At 48.1% G+C, this 18,993-nt stretch carries 18 protein-coding genes and 2 riboswitches; of the genes, 2 read left to right on the top strand and 16 right to left on the bottom strand.

The genetic code is table 11. The features are described from left to right. Positions 1-8 precede the first annotated feature (8 nt). The 12 genes from purN to ACFODW_RS14295 all read right to left on the bottom strand — a co-directional run bounded on the left by purN (position 9) and on the right by ACFODW_RS14295 (position 11,691). The gene (gene purN / locus ACFODW_RS14350) at positions 9-575 is read right to left on the bottom strand and encodes a phosphoribosylglycinamide formyltransferase (protein ID WP_390307471.1); all 567 of its coding nucleotides are present in this window, start codon (positions 573-575) and stop codon (positions 9-11) included. After that, the gene (gene purM, locus ACFODW_RS14345; protein WP_390307470.1) at positions 572-1,591 is read right to left on the bottom strand and encodes a phosphoribosylformylglycinamidine cyclo-ligase; all 1,020 of its coding nucleotides are present in this window, start codon (positions 1,589-1,591) and stop codon (positions 572-574) included. Before purM ends, purN begins: the two co-directional genes overlap by 4 nt. A 192-nt stretch (positions 1,592-1,783) precedes the next feature. Next, positions 1,784-3,193 (bottom strand): amidophosphoribosyltransferase, encoded by a 1,410-nt coding sequence (gene purF / locus ACFODW_RS14340; RefSeq protein WP_390307469.1) that lies wholly within the window; start codon positions 3,191-3,193, stop codon positions 1,784-1,786. Then, entirely contained in the window at positions 3,169-5,397 is a 2,229-nt protein-coding gene (gene purL, locus ACFODW_RS14335; RefSeq protein WP_390307468.1) for a phosphoribosylformylglycinamidine synthase subunit PurL, read from the bottom strand. The genes purF and purL overlap by 25 nt, the downstream gene beginning before the upstream one ends. After that, a complete protein-coding gene (gene purQ / locus ACFODW_RS14330) occupies positions 5,381-6,064 on the bottom strand; it encodes a phosphoribosylformylglycinamidine synthase subunit PurQ (RefSeq protein ID WP_390307467.1) in 684 nt (227 codons plus the stop codon). The genes purL and purQ overlap by 17 nt, the downstream gene beginning before the upstream one ends. Next, the gene (purS, locus tag ACFODW_RS14325; protein ID WP_390307466.1) at positions 6,061-6,312 is read right to left on the bottom strand and encodes a phosphoribosylformylglycinamidine synthase subunit PurS; all 252 of its coding nucleotides are present in this window, start codon (positions 6,310-6,312) and stop codon (positions 6,061-6,063) included. Before purS ends, purQ begins: the two co-directional genes overlap by 4 nt. Further along, positions 6,306-7,022, bottom strand: a complete 717-nt coding sequence (gene purC, locus ACFODW_RS14320) for a phosphoribosylaminoimidazolesuccinocarboxamide synthase (RefSeq protein ID WP_390307465.1) — start codon at positions 7,020-7,022, stop codon at positions 6,306-6,308. The genes purS and purC overlap by 7 nt, the downstream gene beginning before the upstream one ends. Before the next feature lies 1 nt (position 7,023). Continuing rightward, positions 7,024-8,328: an adenylosuccinate lyase gene (gene purB, locus ACFODW_RS14315; RefSeq protein ID WP_390307464.1), complete on the bottom strand. Its 1,305-nt coding sequence runs from the start codon at positions 8,326-8,328 to the stop codon at positions 7,024-7,026. Continuing rightward, positions 8,325-9,455 (bottom strand): 5-(carboxyamino)imidazole ribonucleotide synthase, encoded by a 1,131-nt coding sequence (gene purK / locus ACFODW_RS14310; RefSeq protein WP_390307463.1) that lies wholly within the window; start codon positions 9,453-9,455, stop codon positions 8,325-8,327. Before purK ends, purB begins: the two co-directional genes overlap by 4 nt. Continuing rightward, on the bottom strand, positions 9,442-9,933 hold the full coding sequence (gene purE, locus ACFODW_RS14305; protein ID WP_390307578.1) for a 5-(carboxyamino)imidazole ribonucleotide mutase: 492 nt from the start codon (positions 9,931-9,933) through the stop codon (positions 9,442-9,444). The genes purK and purE overlap by 14 nt, the downstream gene beginning before the upstream one ends. A 133-nt stretch (positions 9,934-10,066) precedes the next feature. Further along, a riboswitch (purine riboswitch) is annotated at positions 10,067-10,166 on the bottom strand. A gap of 238 nt (positions 10,167-10,404) precedes the next feature. After that, positions 10,405-11,043 carry a DUF2179 domain-containing protein gene (locus ACFODW_RS14300; protein WP_390307462.1) on the bottom strand — a complete coding sequence of 213 codons (639 nt, stop codon included), beginning with the start codon at positions 11,041-11,043 and terminating at the stop codon, positions 10,405-10,407. A 90-nt stretch (positions 11,044-11,133) separates the two neighbouring features. Next, the gene (locus ACFODW_RS14295) at positions 11,134-11,691 is read right to left on the bottom strand and encodes an MOSC domain-containing protein (protein WP_390307461.1); all 558 of its coding nucleotides are present in this window, start codon (positions 11,689-11,691) and stop codon (positions 11,134-11,136) included. Positions 11,692-11,857: 166 nt separating this feature from the next. Here ACFODW_RS14295 and msrA point away from each other — a divergent pair, with 166 nt between their 5' ends. Next, a complete protein-coding gene (msrA, locus tag ACFODW_RS14290) occupies positions 11,858-12,382 on the top strand; it encodes a peptide-methionine (S)-S-oxide reductase MsrA (protein ID WP_390307460.1) in 525 nt (174 codons plus the stop codon). 40 nt (positions 12,383-12,422) lie between these two features. On the opposite strand, the gene ACFODW_RS14285 is transcribed toward msrA, so the two are convergent. Both ACFODW_RS14285 and ACFODW_RS14280 read right to left on the bottom strand, forming a co-directional pair. Beyond that, entirely contained in the window at positions 12,423-13,142 is a 720-nt protein-coding gene (locus tag ACFODW_RS14285; RefSeq protein ID WP_390307459.1) for an MOSC domain-containing protein, read from the bottom strand. 104 nt (positions 13,143-13,246) lie between these two features. Continuing rightward, positions 13,247-13,960, bottom strand: coding sequence for a gamma-glutamyl-gamma-aminobutyrate hydrolase family protein (locus tag ACFODW_RS14280; RefSeq protein WP_390307458.1), 714 nt, complete (start codon positions 13,958-13,960; stop codon positions 13,247-13,249). 178 nt (positions 13,961-14,138) lie between these two features. Here ACFODW_RS14280 and ACFODW_RS14275 point away from each other — a divergent pair, with 178 nt between their 5' ends. Continuing rightward, the gene (locus ACFODW_RS14275) at positions 14,139-15,308 is read left to right on the top strand and encodes an MFS transporter (protein ID WP_390307577.1); all 1,170 of its coding nucleotides are present in this window, start codon (positions 14,139-14,141) and stop codon (positions 15,306-15,308) included. Positions 15,309-15,694: 386 nt separating this feature from the next. Here the strand turns inward: ACFODW_RS14275 and ACFODW_RS14270 are convergent, their stop codons facing one another. Both ACFODW_RS14270 and guaA read right to left on the bottom strand, forming a co-directional pair. Further along, positions 15,695-17,029, bottom strand: a complete 1,335-nt coding sequence (locus ACFODW_RS14270) for an NCS2 family permease (RefSeq protein WP_390307457.1) — start codon at positions 17,027-17,029, stop codon at positions 15,695-15,697. A 109-nt stretch (positions 17,030-17,138) separates the two neighbouring features. After that, positions 17,139-17,239, bottom strand: a riboswitch (purine riboswitch). A 74-nt stretch (positions 17,240-17,313) separates the two neighbouring features. Next, the gene (guaA, locus tag ACFODW_RS14265) at positions 17,314-18,849 is read right to left on the bottom strand and encodes a glutamine-hydrolyzing GMP synthase (protein WP_390307456.1); all 1,536 of its coding nucleotides are present in this window, start codon (positions 18,847-18,849) and stop codon (positions 17,314-17,316) included. Positions 18,850-18,993: the final 144 nt, after the last annotated feature.

Raw genomic sequence — 18,993 nt, 5'->3', positions numbered from 1 at the left:
AATATCCCTCACTTTGTTAAAATTAGCTCATTGATGGTTGCCGGGTACAGCTGATGTTCCACGGCTTGTATCCTCTTTTTTAGTGTTTCTTCCGAATCGCCTGGCATGACTGGAACTTCCTGCTGGGCAATGATTGGCCCTGTATCGATTCCTTCATCAATATAGTGGACGGTTACCCCGGTGATGTCCGCCTTGGCTTTAAAAGCCTGGCCGATTGCATCTTTCCCTGGGAAATCAGGCAGCAGGGACGGATGGATATTTACGATACGTTCCTTAAAAGCGCGCAGTAAAGTCGGTCCGCAGATTCGCATATAGCCGGCAAGAAAAATCCATTCCACTCCATCTTTCTTCAGCCAGGAAACAATCTCCTGCTCATAATGTTCTTTGGATGAAAAGTCTTTTGCACGGAAGGAAAACACCGGCACTCCATATGCTTCTGCCTTCTCGATAACCGTCGCGCCAGGCTGGTCACAGACGAGTACAGCTATCTCGCAGGCCATGCTCTCCGCCTCTATGATTGCCTGGAAATTACTCCCCGTACCCGAGGCAAAAACGGCTGCTTTTACTTTTTTCATTTCAGGAAATGCACCCCTTCTTCACCTGTTACCATGCCAATAATGGAAGCCTGCTCGCCATTCTGCTTCAAGATGCGAATCACATCTTCTGCCTCGGCTTCGTCGACGGCCAGCACCATGCCGATTCCCATATTGAAGACACCGTACATTTCATCAAGCGGAAGATTCCCCTGTTCCTGTAAAAAGGTAAAGATTTCAGGCACTTCCCAACTGCGGGGATCAAGCTCGACACCCAATCCTTCTGGAAGCATCCGTGGGAGGTTCTCATAAAAGCCGCCGCCCGTGATATGGGAGATCCCCTTTACATCATAGTCCTTCTGCAATTCCGCCATGGCCTTGGCATAAATCTTAGTAGGTGTCAACAGCACCTCGCCTAATGGTGCGGATAACCCTTCATACGTTTTTTCCAAATCCAGGTCTGCAACAACCTTCCGGACAAGCGAATAGCCGTTGGAATGGATACCGCTTGACGGGAGACCGACCAGGACATCTCCCGGCCGGATGGTTTCCCCGGTAATTAGCTTCGACTTTTCAGCAATCCCCACCGTAAAACCTGCCAGATCATACTCATTTTCCTGATACATCCCCGGCATTTCTGCCGTCTCTCCGCCGATCAAGGCAGCACCGGCGCTGGCACAGCCATTGGAAATTCCTGCAACAATCTGTTCGATCATGGACGGATCATTTTTTCCGCAGGCAATATAATCAAGGAAGAACAGCGGCTGGGCTCCTTGTGCCGCAATATCATTCACACACATGGCAACCAAGTCCTCACCTACTGTATCATGTTTATCAAGTTCGAAGGCAAGTTTCAGCTTCGTGCCCACACCGTCTGTGCCGGATACGAGAACCGGCTCCTTAAATGTGAATGGGGTCAGATCGAACAGACCGGCAAATGCGCCGATTCCGCCAAGCACTTCAGGTCTGGCAGTTTTTGCAATATGCTTCTTCATGCGCTCAACGGCTTCATAGCCCCTTTCCACATCCACACCGGCATCTTTATATATGTTCGACATCATGGACCCACCTTTTCTGTAATTTTGTCGGGTAGTAATATTGTTCATTATAGGTTGAAGAGTGCAGGCAGGAAGAGCATGAAAGCCTTCCCGACGAGGGTTCAAAAACTCTTATATCCAGTGGACTTCGCCATTTCTTAAAGCTGAACCCACTCTTCAAAGGCTCTCCACTCTCCCGCCCGCTGCTCCTCATCAGGAGTTGGTATGGGACATTTCCTTGTTATTTCCCTCTTTCACCGGATATTTCCCGGTCATGCAGGCAGTACAGATCCCCTGGCTGAGGGTGTCGTCTTTAACTATTGCCTTTTCAAGTCCTGCTTCGGATAGATAGGAAACGCTGTCCGCACCGATGATGTCACTGATTTCTTCCGGTGTGTTATTGGCAGCAATCAGTTCGTCCCTCGTTGACATATCGATTCCATAATAGCAAGGATGCTGGATGGAGGGGGATGCAATACGCACATGCACTTCTGCAGCTCCAGCTTCTTTCAGCATCTGAACGATACGCCGGCTGGTTGTACCCCGGACAATCGAGTCATCAATCATGACAATGCTTTTTCCTTCAACAATACCTCTGACTGGTGAAAGTTTCATCCGGACGCCTTGTTCCCTGAGTTCCTGGGAAGGCTGGATAAACGTACGGCCGACATAGCGGTTTTTAATGATTCCCATCTCATACGGAAGACCGGTTTCCTCGGCATAACCGATGGCTGCTGAGATGCTGGAATCTGGAACACCGACGACGATATCCGCATCCGCCGGCGCTTCCTTGGCCAGCTCCTTGCCCATCTGCTTCCTTGAGGCATGGACATTCACCAGATTGACATTGCTGTCGGGCCTGGACAGATACACATATTCCATGGCACACAAATTACGCTGTCTCGGCATAGCAAACTGGGTGGATTCGATGCCTTCATCACTGATGGTCACGAGCTCACCCGGCAGCACTTCCCTTTCAAAGGTGGCGCCGACCTGATCCAATGCACATGTTTCCGAGGCTACTATATATGCACTTCCAAGACGTCCGATAGAAAGCGGGCGGATACCTACAGGATCCAGTGCTGCATACATCTTATCCTCTTTCAAAATCAGGTAGGCATAGGCACCCTTAATGCGCGTCAAGGCGCTGGAGATGGATGTTTCTGTAGTTTCCATTCCGCTCCTTTTAATTAAATGTGCGAGTACTTCGGTGTCGGATGACGTCTGCAGAATGCTCCCCTGCAATTCCAGTTCTCCGCGCAGCTGATGGGCATTGACGAGGTTCCCATTATGGGCAAGTGCCATACTTCCTGCCTGGGAATGGAACAGCAGCGGCTGGACATTCTCAATTCCTTTGCCGCCCTGGGTGGAGTATCGCACATGGCCGACAGCTGCACGGCCCTTCAGCTCCTCGAACTTGGCATGCTTGAATACGTCGTTGACCAGCCCTAATCCTTTATGGGCCTTAATCTCTTGTCCATCGGTGACAGCCACGCCAGCCCCTTCCTGGCCACGGTGCTGCATGGAATGCAGTCCGTAATAAGCCAGTTCAGCCGCCTTGTCATGCCCCCATATTCCAAATACGCCACATTCCTCGTTTATGCCCTTGAGTTCAGCAAGCATGGGATAGCTCCTTTCCAGATTTCTTTTAATTTATCCGTGTCTTCCTTCACTGCCTGCTTCTCTCCCACTTTCACAGAACAGATGCCGTCTGCAGTAACTGCACCAATCAGCTTCGCATCTTTTACCATCTTTTCAAAGTCTTCTTTCTTCTCAGGCTGTACAGAAACCAAGAAACGGGACTGGGTTTCACTGAATAATGCGGTGGTTGCGTCCCCAACCACTTCCACATCGGCGCCGAGTCCATCCTTAGCAAACAAACTCTCTGCCAGCGCTACGGCCAGTCCTCCTTCAGCGAGATCATGTGCCGACTGGACGGTCCCCTGTTTAATTGCCTCGAGAAGCTGGCTCTGCCTTTCTGCTTCCAGTTCCATATCGATTCGAGGTGCTTTGCCCTCATATTTCCCATGAACAACTTGCTGCAATTCACTGCCGCCAAACTCTGCCTCTGCTTCGCCGATTTGGTAGATCAGATCACCTGCTGCCTGGAAATGACTCGGAGTGATATGGTCCAAGCTTTCATGCATGCCGACCATCCCGACAATCGGCGTCGGGAAAATTGCCTTGCCTTTGGATTGATTATAAAGGGAGACATTGCCTCCAATAACCGGTGTACCAAGGGCGGTACATGCTTCACTCATGCCGTCCACACTTTTTTCCATCTGCCAGAAGACTTCCGGGTTGGTAGGATTTCCGAAATTAAGTCCATCGGTGATTCCTAGAGGTTTGGCACCGGAGCAGACAATATTCCTAGCTGCTTCTGCCACAGCAATCTTTCCGCCTGTTTCCGGATCCAAATACATGTAGCGTGAGTTGCAATCCGTGGTGATTGCCAATGCTTTATCTGTCCCCTTCACACGAATAACGGCTGAATCTGAACCAGGTGTAAACACCGTGTTGGTCTGGACCATGGAATCGTATTGGTCATAGACCCATTCCTTGCTGGCGATTGTCGGCTGCTTAAGCAGCGTTTTCAACATTTCTGTATGATCGTCCACTTTCGGCTTGGATACTTCCATCTGCTGAAATTCCTGATAGTACTTCGCCTCTTCGGATGGCAGGTGGAAGATAGGTGCCTCTTCAGCCAAAGCATCAACCGGAATATCTGCCTTTACTTCTCCGTGCTGTTTAATCCGGAACACCTTTTCCTCGATGACCTTCCCGACAGCTACTGCTTCAAGACCGTATTTTTCGAATACTGAGATAATTTCTTGTTCACGGCCCTTTTCTGCTACAAGCAGCATACGCTCTTGTGATTCGGAAAGCATCATTTCATATGCACTCATATTTTGTTCCCGCTGTGGTACTGCGTCCAGGTCCATCTCCATTCCGGTACCCGCTTTACTTGCCATTTCACTGGCGGAAGAAGTAAGTCCCGCAGCGCCCATGTCCTGCATACCAACCAATGCTTCACAATGAATAACTTCCAAGGATGCTTCGATCAGCAGTTTTTCCATAAAAGGATCACCGACTTGTACGGAAGGGCGGTCCTTGTCAGAATCCTCTCCCAGGTCATCCGAAGCGAAAGTGGCTCCATGGATGCCGTCTCTTCCAGTAGGAGCTCCTGCGTAGATGACCGTGTTGCCGACGCCGGACGCAAGCCCTTTCTGGATGTCATCATGATTGATCAATCCAATTGCCATTGCATTAACCAATGGGTTGTCCTCGTAGCTCTCATCAAACTGGACTTCCCCGCCTACTGTCGGAACACCGACACAGTTTCCATAGCCGGCAATGCCGTTTACTACTTCACTGAACAAATACTTCACACGATCCGTGGTCAAATTACCGAACCTTAATGAATTCATCAATGCTACCGGCCGTGCTCCCATGGAAAATACGTCACGGAGAATGCCTCCGACACCTGTAGCTGCACCCTGATACGGTTCAACGGCCGATGGGTGGTTATGGCTCTCTATTTTGAAGACGACTGCCTGGTTGTCTCCGATGTCAATGACACCTGCACCCTCTCCCGGACCTTGAAGGACATGTGGAGCCTTAGTCGGAAACCTCTTCAGGAGCGGCTTGGATGTTTTGTAGCTGCAATGCTCCGACCACATTACCGAGAAAATTCCAGTTTCCGTGAAATTCGGGCGCCTCTTCAATATATTTTTAACCATCTCGTACTCTTGGTCGCTTAATCCCATTTCCCTATAGAGCTTATCCTGTTCAACTTGTTCCGGGCTGATCTCAGACGTTTGCAGCATAGGTGTACCCCCACTTCTTTATCATCGATTGAAATAGTTTCAGTCCGTCATCGCTGCCGAGCAGTTTCTCCACTGCACGCTCTGGATGTGGCATCATTCCAAAAACATTCCCCTCTTTATTGACAATCCCGGCAATATCGGCAACCGAGCCGTTAGGGTTGTTCTGATAGGTGAAGACGATTTGATCATTTTCCTTCAGCTCTTCCAGTGTTGCTTCATCACAGAAGTAGTTCCCTTCCCCGTGGGCGATCGGAAATCTTACTGTTTCTCCCCGCTCATAGCCGGATGTAAAGGCTGTCTGATTATTCTCGACCACCAATGTTTCCTGATGGCACATAAAGGAAAGATTCTTATTGCGCATAAGTGCACCTGGCAGCAGACCGGATTCGGTCAGCACCTGAAAACCGTTGCAGATGCCGAGTACCGGTTTTCCTTTGGCTGCATGTTCCTTAATTTGCTGGACTACATCCGAAGCAGACGCAACAGCTCCTGATCTTAGATAGTCCCCATAGGAGAAACCTCCAGGAAGCAGGATGGCATCATAGTCTTCTAGATTGCTATTTTGATACCAGACCAAATCTGCATCCATTCCCAGCACTTCTTTCACGGCATGATACATATCCCTGTCACAATTGGACCCCGGGAAAACGATGACAGCAAACTTCACGAGCGAACAGCCCCCTCTACCTCTATCCGATAGTCTTCCATCACAGGATTGGCGAGGAGTTTTTTGCACATTTCCTCCACTCGCGCTTCCAAGTCCGGGCCTTCTTCTACCATCAGTTCAATTGATTTGCCTACCCTTGCATCTTCCACTTCCGCGTATCCCAGCGAATTCAAGGAATCCTTGATTGCCTTCCCTTGTGGATCCAAAACACCTTGACGCAATGTTACATGTACCGTTACCTTTACCATGACAGTCCCTCCAGACGCCTTAGAATTTCTTCATATACTTCAATCAGATTACCGGTCCCTTGCCGGAATACATCTTTATCCAGTTTTTGTTCCGTTTCCAAATCCCATAGCCTGCACGTATCGGGGGAAATTTCGTCGGAGAGCACAATGGTGCCGTCTGCCTTCCTTCCGAATTCAAGCTTGAAATCCACCAGTTTGATGCCGATGGAAGCAAACAGGCTGCTCAGACGATCATTGACAATAAGTGCCTTTTCCTTTACCTGATTCAACTCCAGGTCGGTGATATCCGACAACAGCTTGGCATGATCATCATTGATGAGCGGATCACCCAAGTCATCATTTTTATAGAAAAGTTCAACCAACGGCGGCTCGAACAATGTTTTCTCCCTGAAACCGAGCCTTTTCGTAATGCTGCCTGTGGCCAAGTTGCGTACCACAACTTCCAAAGGAATGATTTCTGTCTCATGTACCAGCTGCTCTGTTTCATTCAGCCTTTCAATGAAATGGGACTCGACACCTCTGGATTGAAGGGAGGTGAAGATGCGGGCTGAAATTTCATTATTCAGCCTCCCCTTCCCTTCAAAGTTGGCCTTTTTCTCTCCATTGAATGCTGTTGCATCATTCTTATAGGACAACACAAGCTGTCCGGGCTTTCCTTTTGCTTGAAAGACCTGCTTCGCCTTCCCCTCATATAAAAGAGCATCCTTCATATTATTCACCCTTCTTCAGTCCGATTCGGTCAAAGATTCCATCCACGTTTTTCAGGTGGTAGGTATAATCGAAACAATCATCAATTTCTGCCTGGGTCAGCTTGGAGGTCACCTGTTCATCTGCTTCCACCAGCTCCTTGAAATGAGTGCCTGTTTCCCATGCCTGCATCGCCTTCGGCTGTACAAGGTCATAAGCGGCTTCACGGGCCATCCCTTTGTCAATTAGGGAGAGCAGGACACGCTGGGAGAAAATGACTCCGTGCGTTTTATCAATATTCCGTTTCATATTTTCCGGGAATACCGTAAGATTTTTCACGATATTGCTAAACCGGTTCAACATATAATTGACAGCAATCGTAGCATCCGGCAGAATGACACGCTCTGCGGAAGAGTGGGAAATATCCCGTTCATGCCATAGGGATACATTCTCATAAGCTGTCATCATGTATCCGCGCACCACCCGAGCCATACCCGTCATATTCTCGGAACCAATCGGGTTGCGTTTATGCGGCATCGCCGAGGAACCTTTCTGGCCTTTGGCAAAACGCTCTTCCACTTCCCTTGTTTCCGTCTTCTGCAGGCCGCGGATTTCCGTCGCAAACTTCTCAATGGACGTGGCAACCAGTGCCAATGCCGACATATAGGCTGCATGGCGATCACGTTGCAATGTCTGGGTGGAAACCGGTGCAGGTGTCGTACCAAGCTTTTCACATACATACTGTTCAACAAACGGATCTATATTTGCATAAGTCCCCACTGCGCCAGAAAGCTTTCCGAATTCGACATTCTTTGCGGCCTGTTCGAACCTTTCGATATTCCGCTTCATTTCTTCATACCATAGAGCCATCTTCAGCCCGAAGGTAGTAGGCTCGGCATGGACCCCATGTGTCCGGCCCATCATAACGGTATGCTGGTGTTCGACAGCTTTCTCGCCCAAGATGGTCAGGAAGTTATTCAAATCTTTGCGGATGATGTCATTTGCCTGTTTAAGCAGGTAGGAAAGTGCAGTATCCACCACATCTGTGGAGGTCAGCCCATAATGGACCCATTTCCGTTCTTCCCCGAGCGTTTCAGACACGGCTCTGGTGAATGCCACCACATCATGCCTGGTCTCCTGCTCAATTTCATAAATGCGTTCTATATCGAAGGAGGCATTTTCGCGCAGCTTTTTTACATCCTCTTTCGGAATGACTCCAAGCTCGCTCCAGGCTTCACAGGCCAGAATCTCCACTTCCAGCCAAGCCTTGAACTTGTTCTCCTCTGTCCAGATGCTGCCCATTTCTTCCCGTGTATAACGTCCAATCATCGTTTTGCCTCCTCAAATGTCTTTATCTGCTGTTCTATGTCCTCTTGTGTATCTCCAATAAAAGTGATATGCCCCATCTTGCGCTTCACCTTGGCCTCTGCTTTTCCATAAAGATGGACAAATCCCTCCGGCGCTTCACCCATTGCCTTCAACGTGCCTTCCATATCTTCACCAAGCACATTGATCATTACTGCCGGATTGAGCAGCCGCACTTCTGAGAGCGGAAGGCCGCAGATAGCACGGATATGCTGGCCGAATTGAGAAATGCTGCATGCCTCAATCGAGTAATGGCCTGAATTATGCGGCCGCGGCGCCATTTCATTGAGGAACACCTCATCGCCTTTCACGAACATTTCTATGGCAAAGGTTCCGACGATGCCCATATTTTCAGCAAGCTTTTCAGCCGCATCGTATGCCTTGGCCTCCAAATTCTTATCCACGTTTGCCGGCACCGTAGTCTTAAAGAGGACATGATCTTTATGTTCATTTTCTGACAGTGGAAAGAAGGAGATTTTCCCGTTCAGGGATCTGGTGAATACGACCGATATTTCCTTATCGAATGCCAGCCACTCCTCAATGATGCAATGCCCCTGCTTTTCGGCAAAGTCGATGGCATCCTGTGCATCCTTCCGGGATTCCAGTTTGATTTGCCCTTTCCCATCGTAACCGCCGCTGCAAGTTTTAATCACAGCCGGGTAAGAGAAATCCGCCAATGCCTCTTCGCATTCCGCTCCATTCCGGACAATCCGGAATTCTGGTATAGGAAGGCCGGCATCCCGCATGGTGACTTTCTCCTTCTCCCTGTTCTGAGTGATCTCCAGAGCGAGGGCCCCTTGTGGCAGCTTCCCCTGTTCTTCGATGTAGCGGGCAGCAGTGAGATCCACATTTTCAAACTCGTAAGTAACTGCTTCACTGATCTCCGTTAGTTCTTTAATGGCGTCCATATCATCGTAGGCGGCGGCTATTTGGCGGTCTGCCACCTGTGCTGTCGGGCAGTTCGGTGTCGGATCAAGAACGGCTACCTGGTATCCCATATATTTGGCGGCAATAGCCATCATGCGGCCAAGCTGTCCGCCGCCGATGATTCCGATCATTGCTGGTGGTAGTAATACACTATTTCTGCTCAAGTTCATCCCTCATTTCTCCAACCTTTTCCTGCATGTTTTTTCGGTAATTTTTTAGATTCTCTGCAACCACCCCATCAAAAGCGCCGATCATCTGTGCAGCAAGAATGCCAGCGTTTGTGGCACCTGCTTTTCCAATGGCGACAGTTGCCGTCGGTACACCGCCAGGCATCTGGACAATCGAGAGCAGTGAGTCCAGCCCATCCAACGCCTTGCTCTGCACCGGAACGCCAATCACTGGCAATGTGGTCTGTGATGCAACCATACCAGGCAGATGTGCAGCTCCTCCCGCACCGGCGATGATCACTTTCAGTCCGCGTTCCCTGGCCGACTTTGCATATGCAAACATTTCATCAGGTGTGCGATGTGCCGAAATCACTTCTTTCTCATAGGGTACCTCCAATTCATCCAGTGCCCTGCACGTATGCTGCATCGTTTCCCAATCAGATATACTTCCCATGATTACGCCTACTTGCATGATCAAAACCCTCTCTATCTATTGTTCTATTATCTACCGGTATATAAAAAGCCTGTTCTTTCCCCCATAATATGAGAGAAGATGAACAGGCCCCTGGTATGTCCGGACAGACATTCAAACGGATCATTGCCATACACAATGATTCATCTCCCCTCATAGTCCGGCATTTACGGTGCCGGGTAGAGACTTCTGGGCCATATTCCCAATGATATATGAGGTTCCGTATTAATTTGTGCCTTAAGCATATCAAAATGGAGAGTAAAAATCAATAAAATATCGAACAATTAAAAATAAAAATCAAGTAATGTTCGGTTTTTACCATAGAACAAAGTTAGATTTGCTAAATTTCAGTCACTTATAACAAAAGATATAACAAAATGGCTTGGACTGGATCCAAGCCATTCTGCTCATTACTCATATCGATTAAGTTGAATAAATGAAATATCTCTGCTAAGTATCCAACCGAAATAAGGCCTAATCTTTCCCTTTATTTCCACTCTGATCTTCTGGGTTCATGCTTACCATCGGCTGTTCTGTCGGTGTCACATTAGCAGCTGCTTTGCTTTTCCTCGGGTTCATCAGCCTGCCTCTGCGCACCTGCTTCACCCAGAATCCCCCATGGATCTGCTTTGGCTCATATGAAATGATAAAGGCTTTCTGATCAATTTCCTGTATGGTCTGATAAAGCTGCAGCTCATACTTTCTCGGAGTAAGTATCTGCATGGAGAGTCTGTCACCGTCCATTCCATATGAATACCAGCTTGTCACACCATATCCCCTATCCCTTAATTTACGGGTGAACTCAATATCCGGATTAGATGAAACGACATTTACGGTGATATAGCCCAGTGCCAATTTCTCTTCAATCTTGGTCCCGATAATAACACCAAGCCCAAAACCGACCGCATATGCAATCAAATTCTGAATCTGGTCCAGATTATCAAGCACCAACCCCAGACCAACTACATAAATGACGATTTCAAACATACTAACGAAGGCCGCTATATACCTCCGCCCCTTTAACGTCAAAATCATCCGCACCGTGGATAATGAGACATAAACGATATTGATGACCAAAATGATGCTTACCATGACTACTGCATTTTCCAGCAAAGCGAACCCCCCTATTATCACTGTTCCTATAGAATACAATATAATCTAATGATATGAAAATTATTTGGAATCATGTAAAGGCTCTAAACTTTAAAACCCCCGAACCCTTTTAGTCAGTGCCTTCTTCCAGCTGTCCCCCAGAGGTTCACAGGCCATCAGAGCCTCCGCCCGGCGAAGATCTTCCTTCCTCACATGCATTACTTCATTACAAGCCGCCACAGACCATTCGGGATAGTAACGCTCCATAAGTTCCATATCAGACGATGAATATGCCTCTCCCTCCTCTATTACCCTGAAATACCAACCTGTACGGCCGCTCTTCTGGATTTTCCGGGAAAAATCGATATGACGGAACGGAGTAGCGGCATCAAGATAGGCGAGCCCTGGCTGGGAAACCTGTATAACAGCATTTCCTAATCGAAAGACATCACCGATGCATACGGTATATTCGTCCATTTCCAATACAGAGAGCTGCTCACCCATCGCCCCATAGGAAATGCCTTCGTACTGCATTTCCTCCTGCCAAGATATATAATGTCTGATCGGATAGGCAAACAATGCCTTGTCCAAAGTACGGTATCCACCGTTCTTGTTCTCTATTCCCCTTTTATGGATTCTCGCACTCTCCATTTCCAAAGTTTCTTTCATGGTATGTCTCCAAGGATTCTGCATGTCCTTCTGCCGCACGATTCCGCTGAAAATTTTATGTACAAAGGGTTCATCCATTATGCCACCAGCCTTCATTTTATGATATATTTATACTATTCTTTATTCCCGGCAGCAACAAACATTGACTGCAACAGGAGGCATTCATATGACAACGACTGAAAAAGCAACATTTGCCGGTGGCTGTTTCTGGTGCATGGTTAAGCCATTCGATCAATGGGACGGCGTCCATAGCGTGGTATCCGGCTACACTGGCGGACACCTGGAAAATCCGACCTATGAAGACGTGAAAAGCGGCAGCTCCGGCCATTATGAAGCTGTTGAAATAACATACGATCCAAGCATTATGAGCTACCAGGAAATCCTGGATATATACTGGCAGCAGATAGATCCTACCGATGACGGAGGGCAATTCCATGACCGGGGCGATTCTTACCGTGCTGCCATCTTCTACCACAATGAAGGACAGAAAAAGGCGGCCGAAACTTCCCGGGAGAAACTTGCCAACAGCGGCAGATTCACTAAACCGATTGTAACGAAAATCCTGCCGGCCGCCGCCTTTCACCCCGCCGAAGATTACCACCAGGATTTCTATAAGAAAAACGAACAGGAATACCAGGAAGACAGGGCCAAATCAGGCAGGGACGAATTCATTGAAACGGTTTGGAAATAATATCGAAGGGAAACGTGTGCAGATGGCCCACGTTTTTCTTTTAGTGGATATTAAAGTTCAAAGGCACGCCCACTTGTAACACCTCCGACTGCTGCCGTTTCTTCAGTTTCTTGACCAGCGGCAACTTCCACATATCAGCAAGCAATGGGCAGGATGCCAGTTCCTCCAGCAAGCCTCGATCAGGCTCTTTTGCATACATTAATTCATTACAGACTGCAATGGACCATTTCGGATGTGGACGCTCCCTTAATGCCAGAGAGTCCCCGCTCCCTACTCGGCCTTCCTGCAGCACACGAAAATACCAGCCCGTACGCCCCGTCTCCTGGATTCTCCAAGCGAAGTCCTTTCTGCCAAAACGCCGTCCAGGCTTCCAACAAGGTTTCCGCGGCTGGGAAACTTGGACATCTGCTTCACCCAATTCAAAGATATCCCCGATACAGACGCTTGTTTCATCCAACCCCTTCACTGCAAGGTTCTCCCCCATAGCACCGGGTTTCATCCCATAATAAAGATCCAACTCACTTTCCCAATACCCATAATGGTCACATGGATAGGCAAACACAGCCTTCTCAGGACCACCGTGGTTTTTCTTATCAGCAACCTCGTCCCCTTGCAAACCAGCCTTTTCCAGCAATATCCTATGATTGCTTTCTTCTTTGAACATCCCGCTCTTCCACGATCTGTTCCCAGGCTTTTCCGCCTCTGGATCGTCGACCTTCTTCACGCGGCCAATCAACAGCCCTTCCACCCATGCTTCCATTCTTCATATCCCCCTATTAATTTTTCTTTATTTCAACTGAAAAGTCGTTGTTTTGGAGAATCATTATCTTCCTAAAAAAGCAGCCGTACGCTTGGAGCATACGGCTATTTTTTCGCACATTCTTCCATAAAGGCTTCATAGATTTCCAATGATGCTTGGTCGCCCCTTTCTGCCATAGCCTCTGGGTGCCATTGAAGTCCCAAAGCAAATCGATGGCTTTTGCTCTCAACCGCTTCTACCACCCCATCCGTCGCGGTGCCGCTGATTTGAAAATCTCCGGAGACATTACGGTTGGCTTGATGATGCAGGCTGTTAACCTTCAGTTGAACCGAACCGGTCAACCGATGAAGCAGCGACCCTTCCAAGACATTGACAAAGTGGGAAGCATGACTGAATGGTGCCTTCTGGGAGTGCTGAAGCAGCTCTTTATCCATCTGTGTATAAATATCCTGATACATATCCCCACCGGTAGCTATATTCAAAATCTGCGCCCCACGGCAGACACCCAGCACCGGCTTTCCTGTTTCCAGCATTTTTTTGATGACAGCCATTTCGGACTGATCCCGTTCAGGTATAATGGTGCCAAGCTCCCGATGCGGCTCCTCCCCGAAGATGGTCGGGTCGATATCATATCCCCCTGTGGCATATAATCCATCAATTTTATCAGCAATCTCTTTTACATCTTCATCATCCAGAAAATACGGCAAAATGACGGGCAGCCCTCCCGCCCGGATGATTGCTTTGATATTGCGTTGTGTTACCGAATAATGCGATTGATCCACTTCCATAGAGGAAGTGACCCCTATAACTGGCTTCATGACCTGATTCCCCCTATCCTTTCCCATCATTCCAGCATATGATTTTGTTACAGTTTAATTGACTGCCGACTGGATGTCCAGACCCTTTGTATTTACCATGATAAATGGGTGAAATAATGATATAGTGGAGTAATCAGCTGTTTTACAGTCAACACGAAAAAGAGGTGCCGCCAACATGTTGTTCAAAAGTGAATCATTGATTCCATTAAAAATGCTCTTATTCAGTTTTCACGCATCCAATACCATTATCCTTAGCTTTCTTCCGCTATATCTGCAGTTCAAGGGGCTGGATGGAACAGAGATCGGATGGGTGCTCGCCATCGGCCCGCTTGCATCTATCTTCGCCCAGCCATTTTGGGGCTATTTGAGTGATAAATTCAAGACGGTGAAATGGGTGCTGCTGGTTTGTGTGATCGGCTTGATCATTGGCAGTACATTGTTCTTCCAAATGAATACCCTTATTTCCATCATTTTGATGGGGGCCGTCTTCTACTTTTTCACCACTCCCATCGGTGCATTGGGAGACAGCCTTGCCCAGCGCAGGGCAGATGAACTAAGCATCCCATTTGGAACCATCCGTACTTGGGGCTCCATCGGTTTCGCCATTTCTTCCCTGCTCATCGGGGCGGCGCTCGACATTGTCGGTGTCCAATATATGATCGTACCCTACCTGTTCTTTGGATTTCTCGCCTTGCTCGTCGTCTTCCAGTTGACAGATGTGAAGATGGATTCCAAACCGGTGCAGTTGCGGGATCTTCGTAAATTAGCAGGAAACAAACCATTTCTTCTGTTTCTTGGAATAATGCTGTGCATCACCATCAGCCATCGTGCCAATGACAGCTATATCGGTCTGTATATCACCGAGCTCGGCGGTTCAGAAGGACTGGTCGGTACAGCCTGGTTCATCGGCGTTCTTACCGAAGCATTGGTGTTTGCCACTGCCGGGTACTGGTTCCGGAAATTCCATCCGCTCATTTTCATTATCCTGGCAGGTATCCTATATACCATCAGATGGTTCCTTTATTCAGCGGTGGAAGATCCCATTTATGTGCTGGGACTGCAGGTTCTGCATGGATTGACGTTCGGCATCTTCTATTTGTCCGCTTTCGAATATGTTACCAGACTGATCCCCCGCCTGCTCCAAGCTACAGGACATCTAGTCTTTTTCGCCACCTTCTTCGGACTATCAGGGATCATCGGTTCACTCGGAGGCGGTGCCATCATGGAAGCATTCGGCGGCGATGCCCTATACTTCGGTATGGGAGCCTTGGCATTGGCCGGCACGATTTTCCTGACGATCTATCATATTCAGCCATTCGGGAAAAACCCTATAAAGGAAAGGGAATAGCAATATAGCAAAAGCTCTCCGCCGCTGGCGTGAGAGCTTTTATTATGAGTGGGGGGGAACAAGCGATCGGCATTCACCGTTTTATATCAGCTGGAAAATGGCCGTATCAGCAGGTGCCGGCATTTATCGGCAGTTTCCGATATAATTCAGCAGAAGAAAAAATATATCCCCCGCAGAAAAATTTTAACGCCTGCAAACCGGATATATCCGCTGCTAAGAGAATTAATCAGCAGCACACTTCTCTTATCCGTCGAAGTGTCCTCTTATCGCCAGCAGATATGGGCTTATCACCAGGAAGGACTAATCGCTCCGATACTGAAGCAGGACCAAACTGCAGGTTTATAAACGTAAAAATAAGACTTCCGGAATTTCCGGAAGTCTTTCACTTAACTTAAGAAAAGGAAATACAAGACAAAGATGACGAACAGCCCATACATGATCGGATGGATCTCCTTTGCCCGCCCTTTCAGGATCATGGTTATCGGGTAAAAGATAAAGCCGATTGCTATCCCAGTCGCAATGCTGTAGCTCAGCGGCATGGCCAAGATCGTCAGAAAAGCAGGTACGGCAATTTCAAACTGATCCCAATCGATATTTTTCAGAGCAGAGGACATTAAAACTCCGACAATGATCAATGCAGGGGCTGTCACTTCTGCAGTAACTACACTCAACAGCGGGGAGAAGAACAGTGCAAGCAGGAAGAAGCCTGCTGCAACGACCGCAGTAAAACCAGTACGTCCGCCTACACCGACACCGGCCGTCGATTCCACGTAAGAAGTCGTGGTGGAAGTACCCAATGTTGCCCCAACAACTGTGGCTGCCGAATCAGAAAACAATGCTTTACTGGCGCGCGGCAGCTTGTTATCCTTCATCAGCCCAGCCTGGTTGGCAACTGCGACCAATGTTCCTGCTGTGTCAAAAAAGTCAACAAACAGGAAAGTCAGAATAACCACAAGCATCTCGATGGTAAAGATATCTCCAAAATGCAGAAATGCCTGTCCGAATGTCGGCGCCATACTTGGCACCCCGCTCACAACCTCGTTAATTCCGGACGGTACCGGGACTAAACCGAACAACATTCCGACAATCGCTGTAAGAATCATTCCGAAGAAAATGCCAGCTTTCACTCCGACTGTCAATAAAATGACAGAAATAATTAGTCCAAAAACAGTAAGCAGTACAGTTGGTGAAGTGATATCCCCAAGCGCAACCAATGTTGCATCATTGCCTACAACAATGCCGGCATTCTGCATGCCGATGAATGCGATATATAAACCGATCCCTGCACCTACTGCCAATTTGAGGTTGCCGGGAATTGCATTGATAATCCTCTCTCGCAGGCCCGTCAAAGTCAAAATGATAAAGATGATTCCAGACGCAAGTACACCAGCAAGGGCCGTTTCCCACGGGATTCCATAGCCGAGTATAACAGTATAAGAGAAAAAGGCATTAAGTCCCATACCAGGCGCCAGAACGACTGGATATTTCGCCACAAAGCCCATCAGCAGGGAACCAACGGCGGCGGCAATGGCCGTAGCGGCAAATACTGCTTCCTGATCCATACGGGTGACTCCTTCAGGCAGTTCCTCAATACCTACTAGAGCCAGAGTGGCGGGATTGACGAACAAAATGTAAGCCATTGCGAGGAACGTTGTCATCCCGGCGGCAAATTCTGTCCGATAGTTTGTGCCATATTCTTCAAAACCAAAATATTTCTTCATCGTTGCTGATCCCTACCAATCTAATTTTTATTTCATATAATAAAAGCGCCCCTGGGGGATCCCAAGAGCGCTACCGCACAGTTCAGTACACACAGCTCCATGCAAAAAAGAGCTGTGACTGTTCCTGCGTAGTCAGACCATTTACGGCGGTCTGGTAGAAACTCTTGGGCCATATCCCCAGATTATACGCGTTTCATATGACAATATACCCTTATAATACTACTATCAGCAGAAACAGTCAATAAAAACCGAACAAAGTCATTAATTTTTTATATATAATTCGTTTATTCCCATTCAATCGTTGCCGGTGGCTTGCTGGTAACGTCGTACACCACTCGGTTGATATGCTGCACATCATTTACAATGCGAGTGGAGATTTTACCTAGGACATCCCATGGAATACGGGCCCAATCAGATGTCATACCATCAATGGAAGTTACAGCACGGATGCCGATGGTGTAATCGTATGTCCGGGAGTCACCCATGACACCGACACTCTTAATATTCGGCAATACGGTGAAATACTGCCAGATATCCCTGTCCAATCCGGCTGCAGCAATCTCTTCCCGGAGAATGGCATCCGATTCCCGGACGATCTCCAGCTTCTCTTCGGTCACCTCGCCAAGTACGCGGATAGCAAGCCCTGGTCCAGGGAAAGGCTGGCGCCATACAATGTGGTCAGGGATGCCCAGTTGGGTCCCGAGTTCCCGAACTTCATCCTTGAACAGCGTATTCAGCGGCTCAATCAGCTCAAACTGCATATCCTCCGGAAGCCCTCCGACATTGTGGTGAGATTTGATTGTCTGTGCCGTCTCTGTACCACTTTCAATAATATCCGTATAGAGAGTCCCCTGCGCAAGGAAGTCGATATCTTTCAGCTTGCCTGCTTCATCGTCAAAAACGTAGATGAATTCGTTGCCGATGATTTTCCGTTTCTTTTCGGGATCATCCACACCCTGAAGCTTGGAAAGGAAGCGGTCCTTAGCATCTACCTTGATGATGTTCATATTAAAGTCTTCTGCAAATACCTTCATGACATCATCTGCTTCGTTTTTCCGCAGCAGACCATGATCGACAAAGATACAAGTAAGCTGATCACCGATTGCTTTATGGATCAGCGCTGCAACCACGGAAGAATCCACACCGCCGCTCAAGGCACACAGAACTTTGCGGTCCCCTACTTTCTGCTGGATTTTTTCTGTTTCCAGTTCGATGAAATTTTCAATAGTCCAGTCGCCTGTTGTATCACACACATCGTTTACGAACTGTTGCAACAATTGGTTGCCGTATTCCGTGTGGCGCACTTCCGGATGAAATTGTACTCCATATAAATTCTTTTCCTTGTTGCTCATCGCAGCAATAGGAGTAGATGGGCTGGTAGCATCCACCTTGAAGGAGGCTGGCGCTTCCATCACTTTATCTCCATGGCTCATCCATACCGATTGGTTCTCCGGTGCATTCTTGAACAAGGCGGTGTCTGTGTCGGCATCAATCATCGCCTTTCCGTATTCCCTGTTCAATGCCTTTTCCACTTTTCCGCCGTAATGCAATGCCATCAGCTGCATGCCATAACAAATACCGAGAATCGGAATACCCAAATCAAAGATTTCTTTATCGCAGCGGAAGCTGTTTTCGTCATAGACACTATGCGGTCCGCCGGAGAGGATGATCCCTTTAGGATTCATTTTCTTGATCGTTTCCGCTGTCAGCTTATGGGAATGCAATTCACTATAAACGCCGAATTCCCTGATTCGCCTAGTGATTAATTGGTTATACTGGCTGCCGAAATCCAACACCAGAATCATGTCATTTGTTTCCATTTTCCTCTCTCCTAACTGTTGCATAATGGTTATGCATAATAAAACCCGGATAATCGCCTTTTGCACCCGTGCACACAGTCGGGTAACAAAAAGGCAGGTATCCGGGTATACAGGTTCATGAGCTGCCTCCATGAAAAGGGAAGA

The organism is Virgibacillus sediminis (assembly GCF_042643265.1).
GTDB classification, from domain to species: Bacteria; Bacillota; Bacilli; order Bacillales; family Amphibacillaceae; genus Virgibacillus_O; species Virgibacillus_O sediminis.
This window is presented reverse-complemented; position numbering and strand designations above follow the sequence as displayed.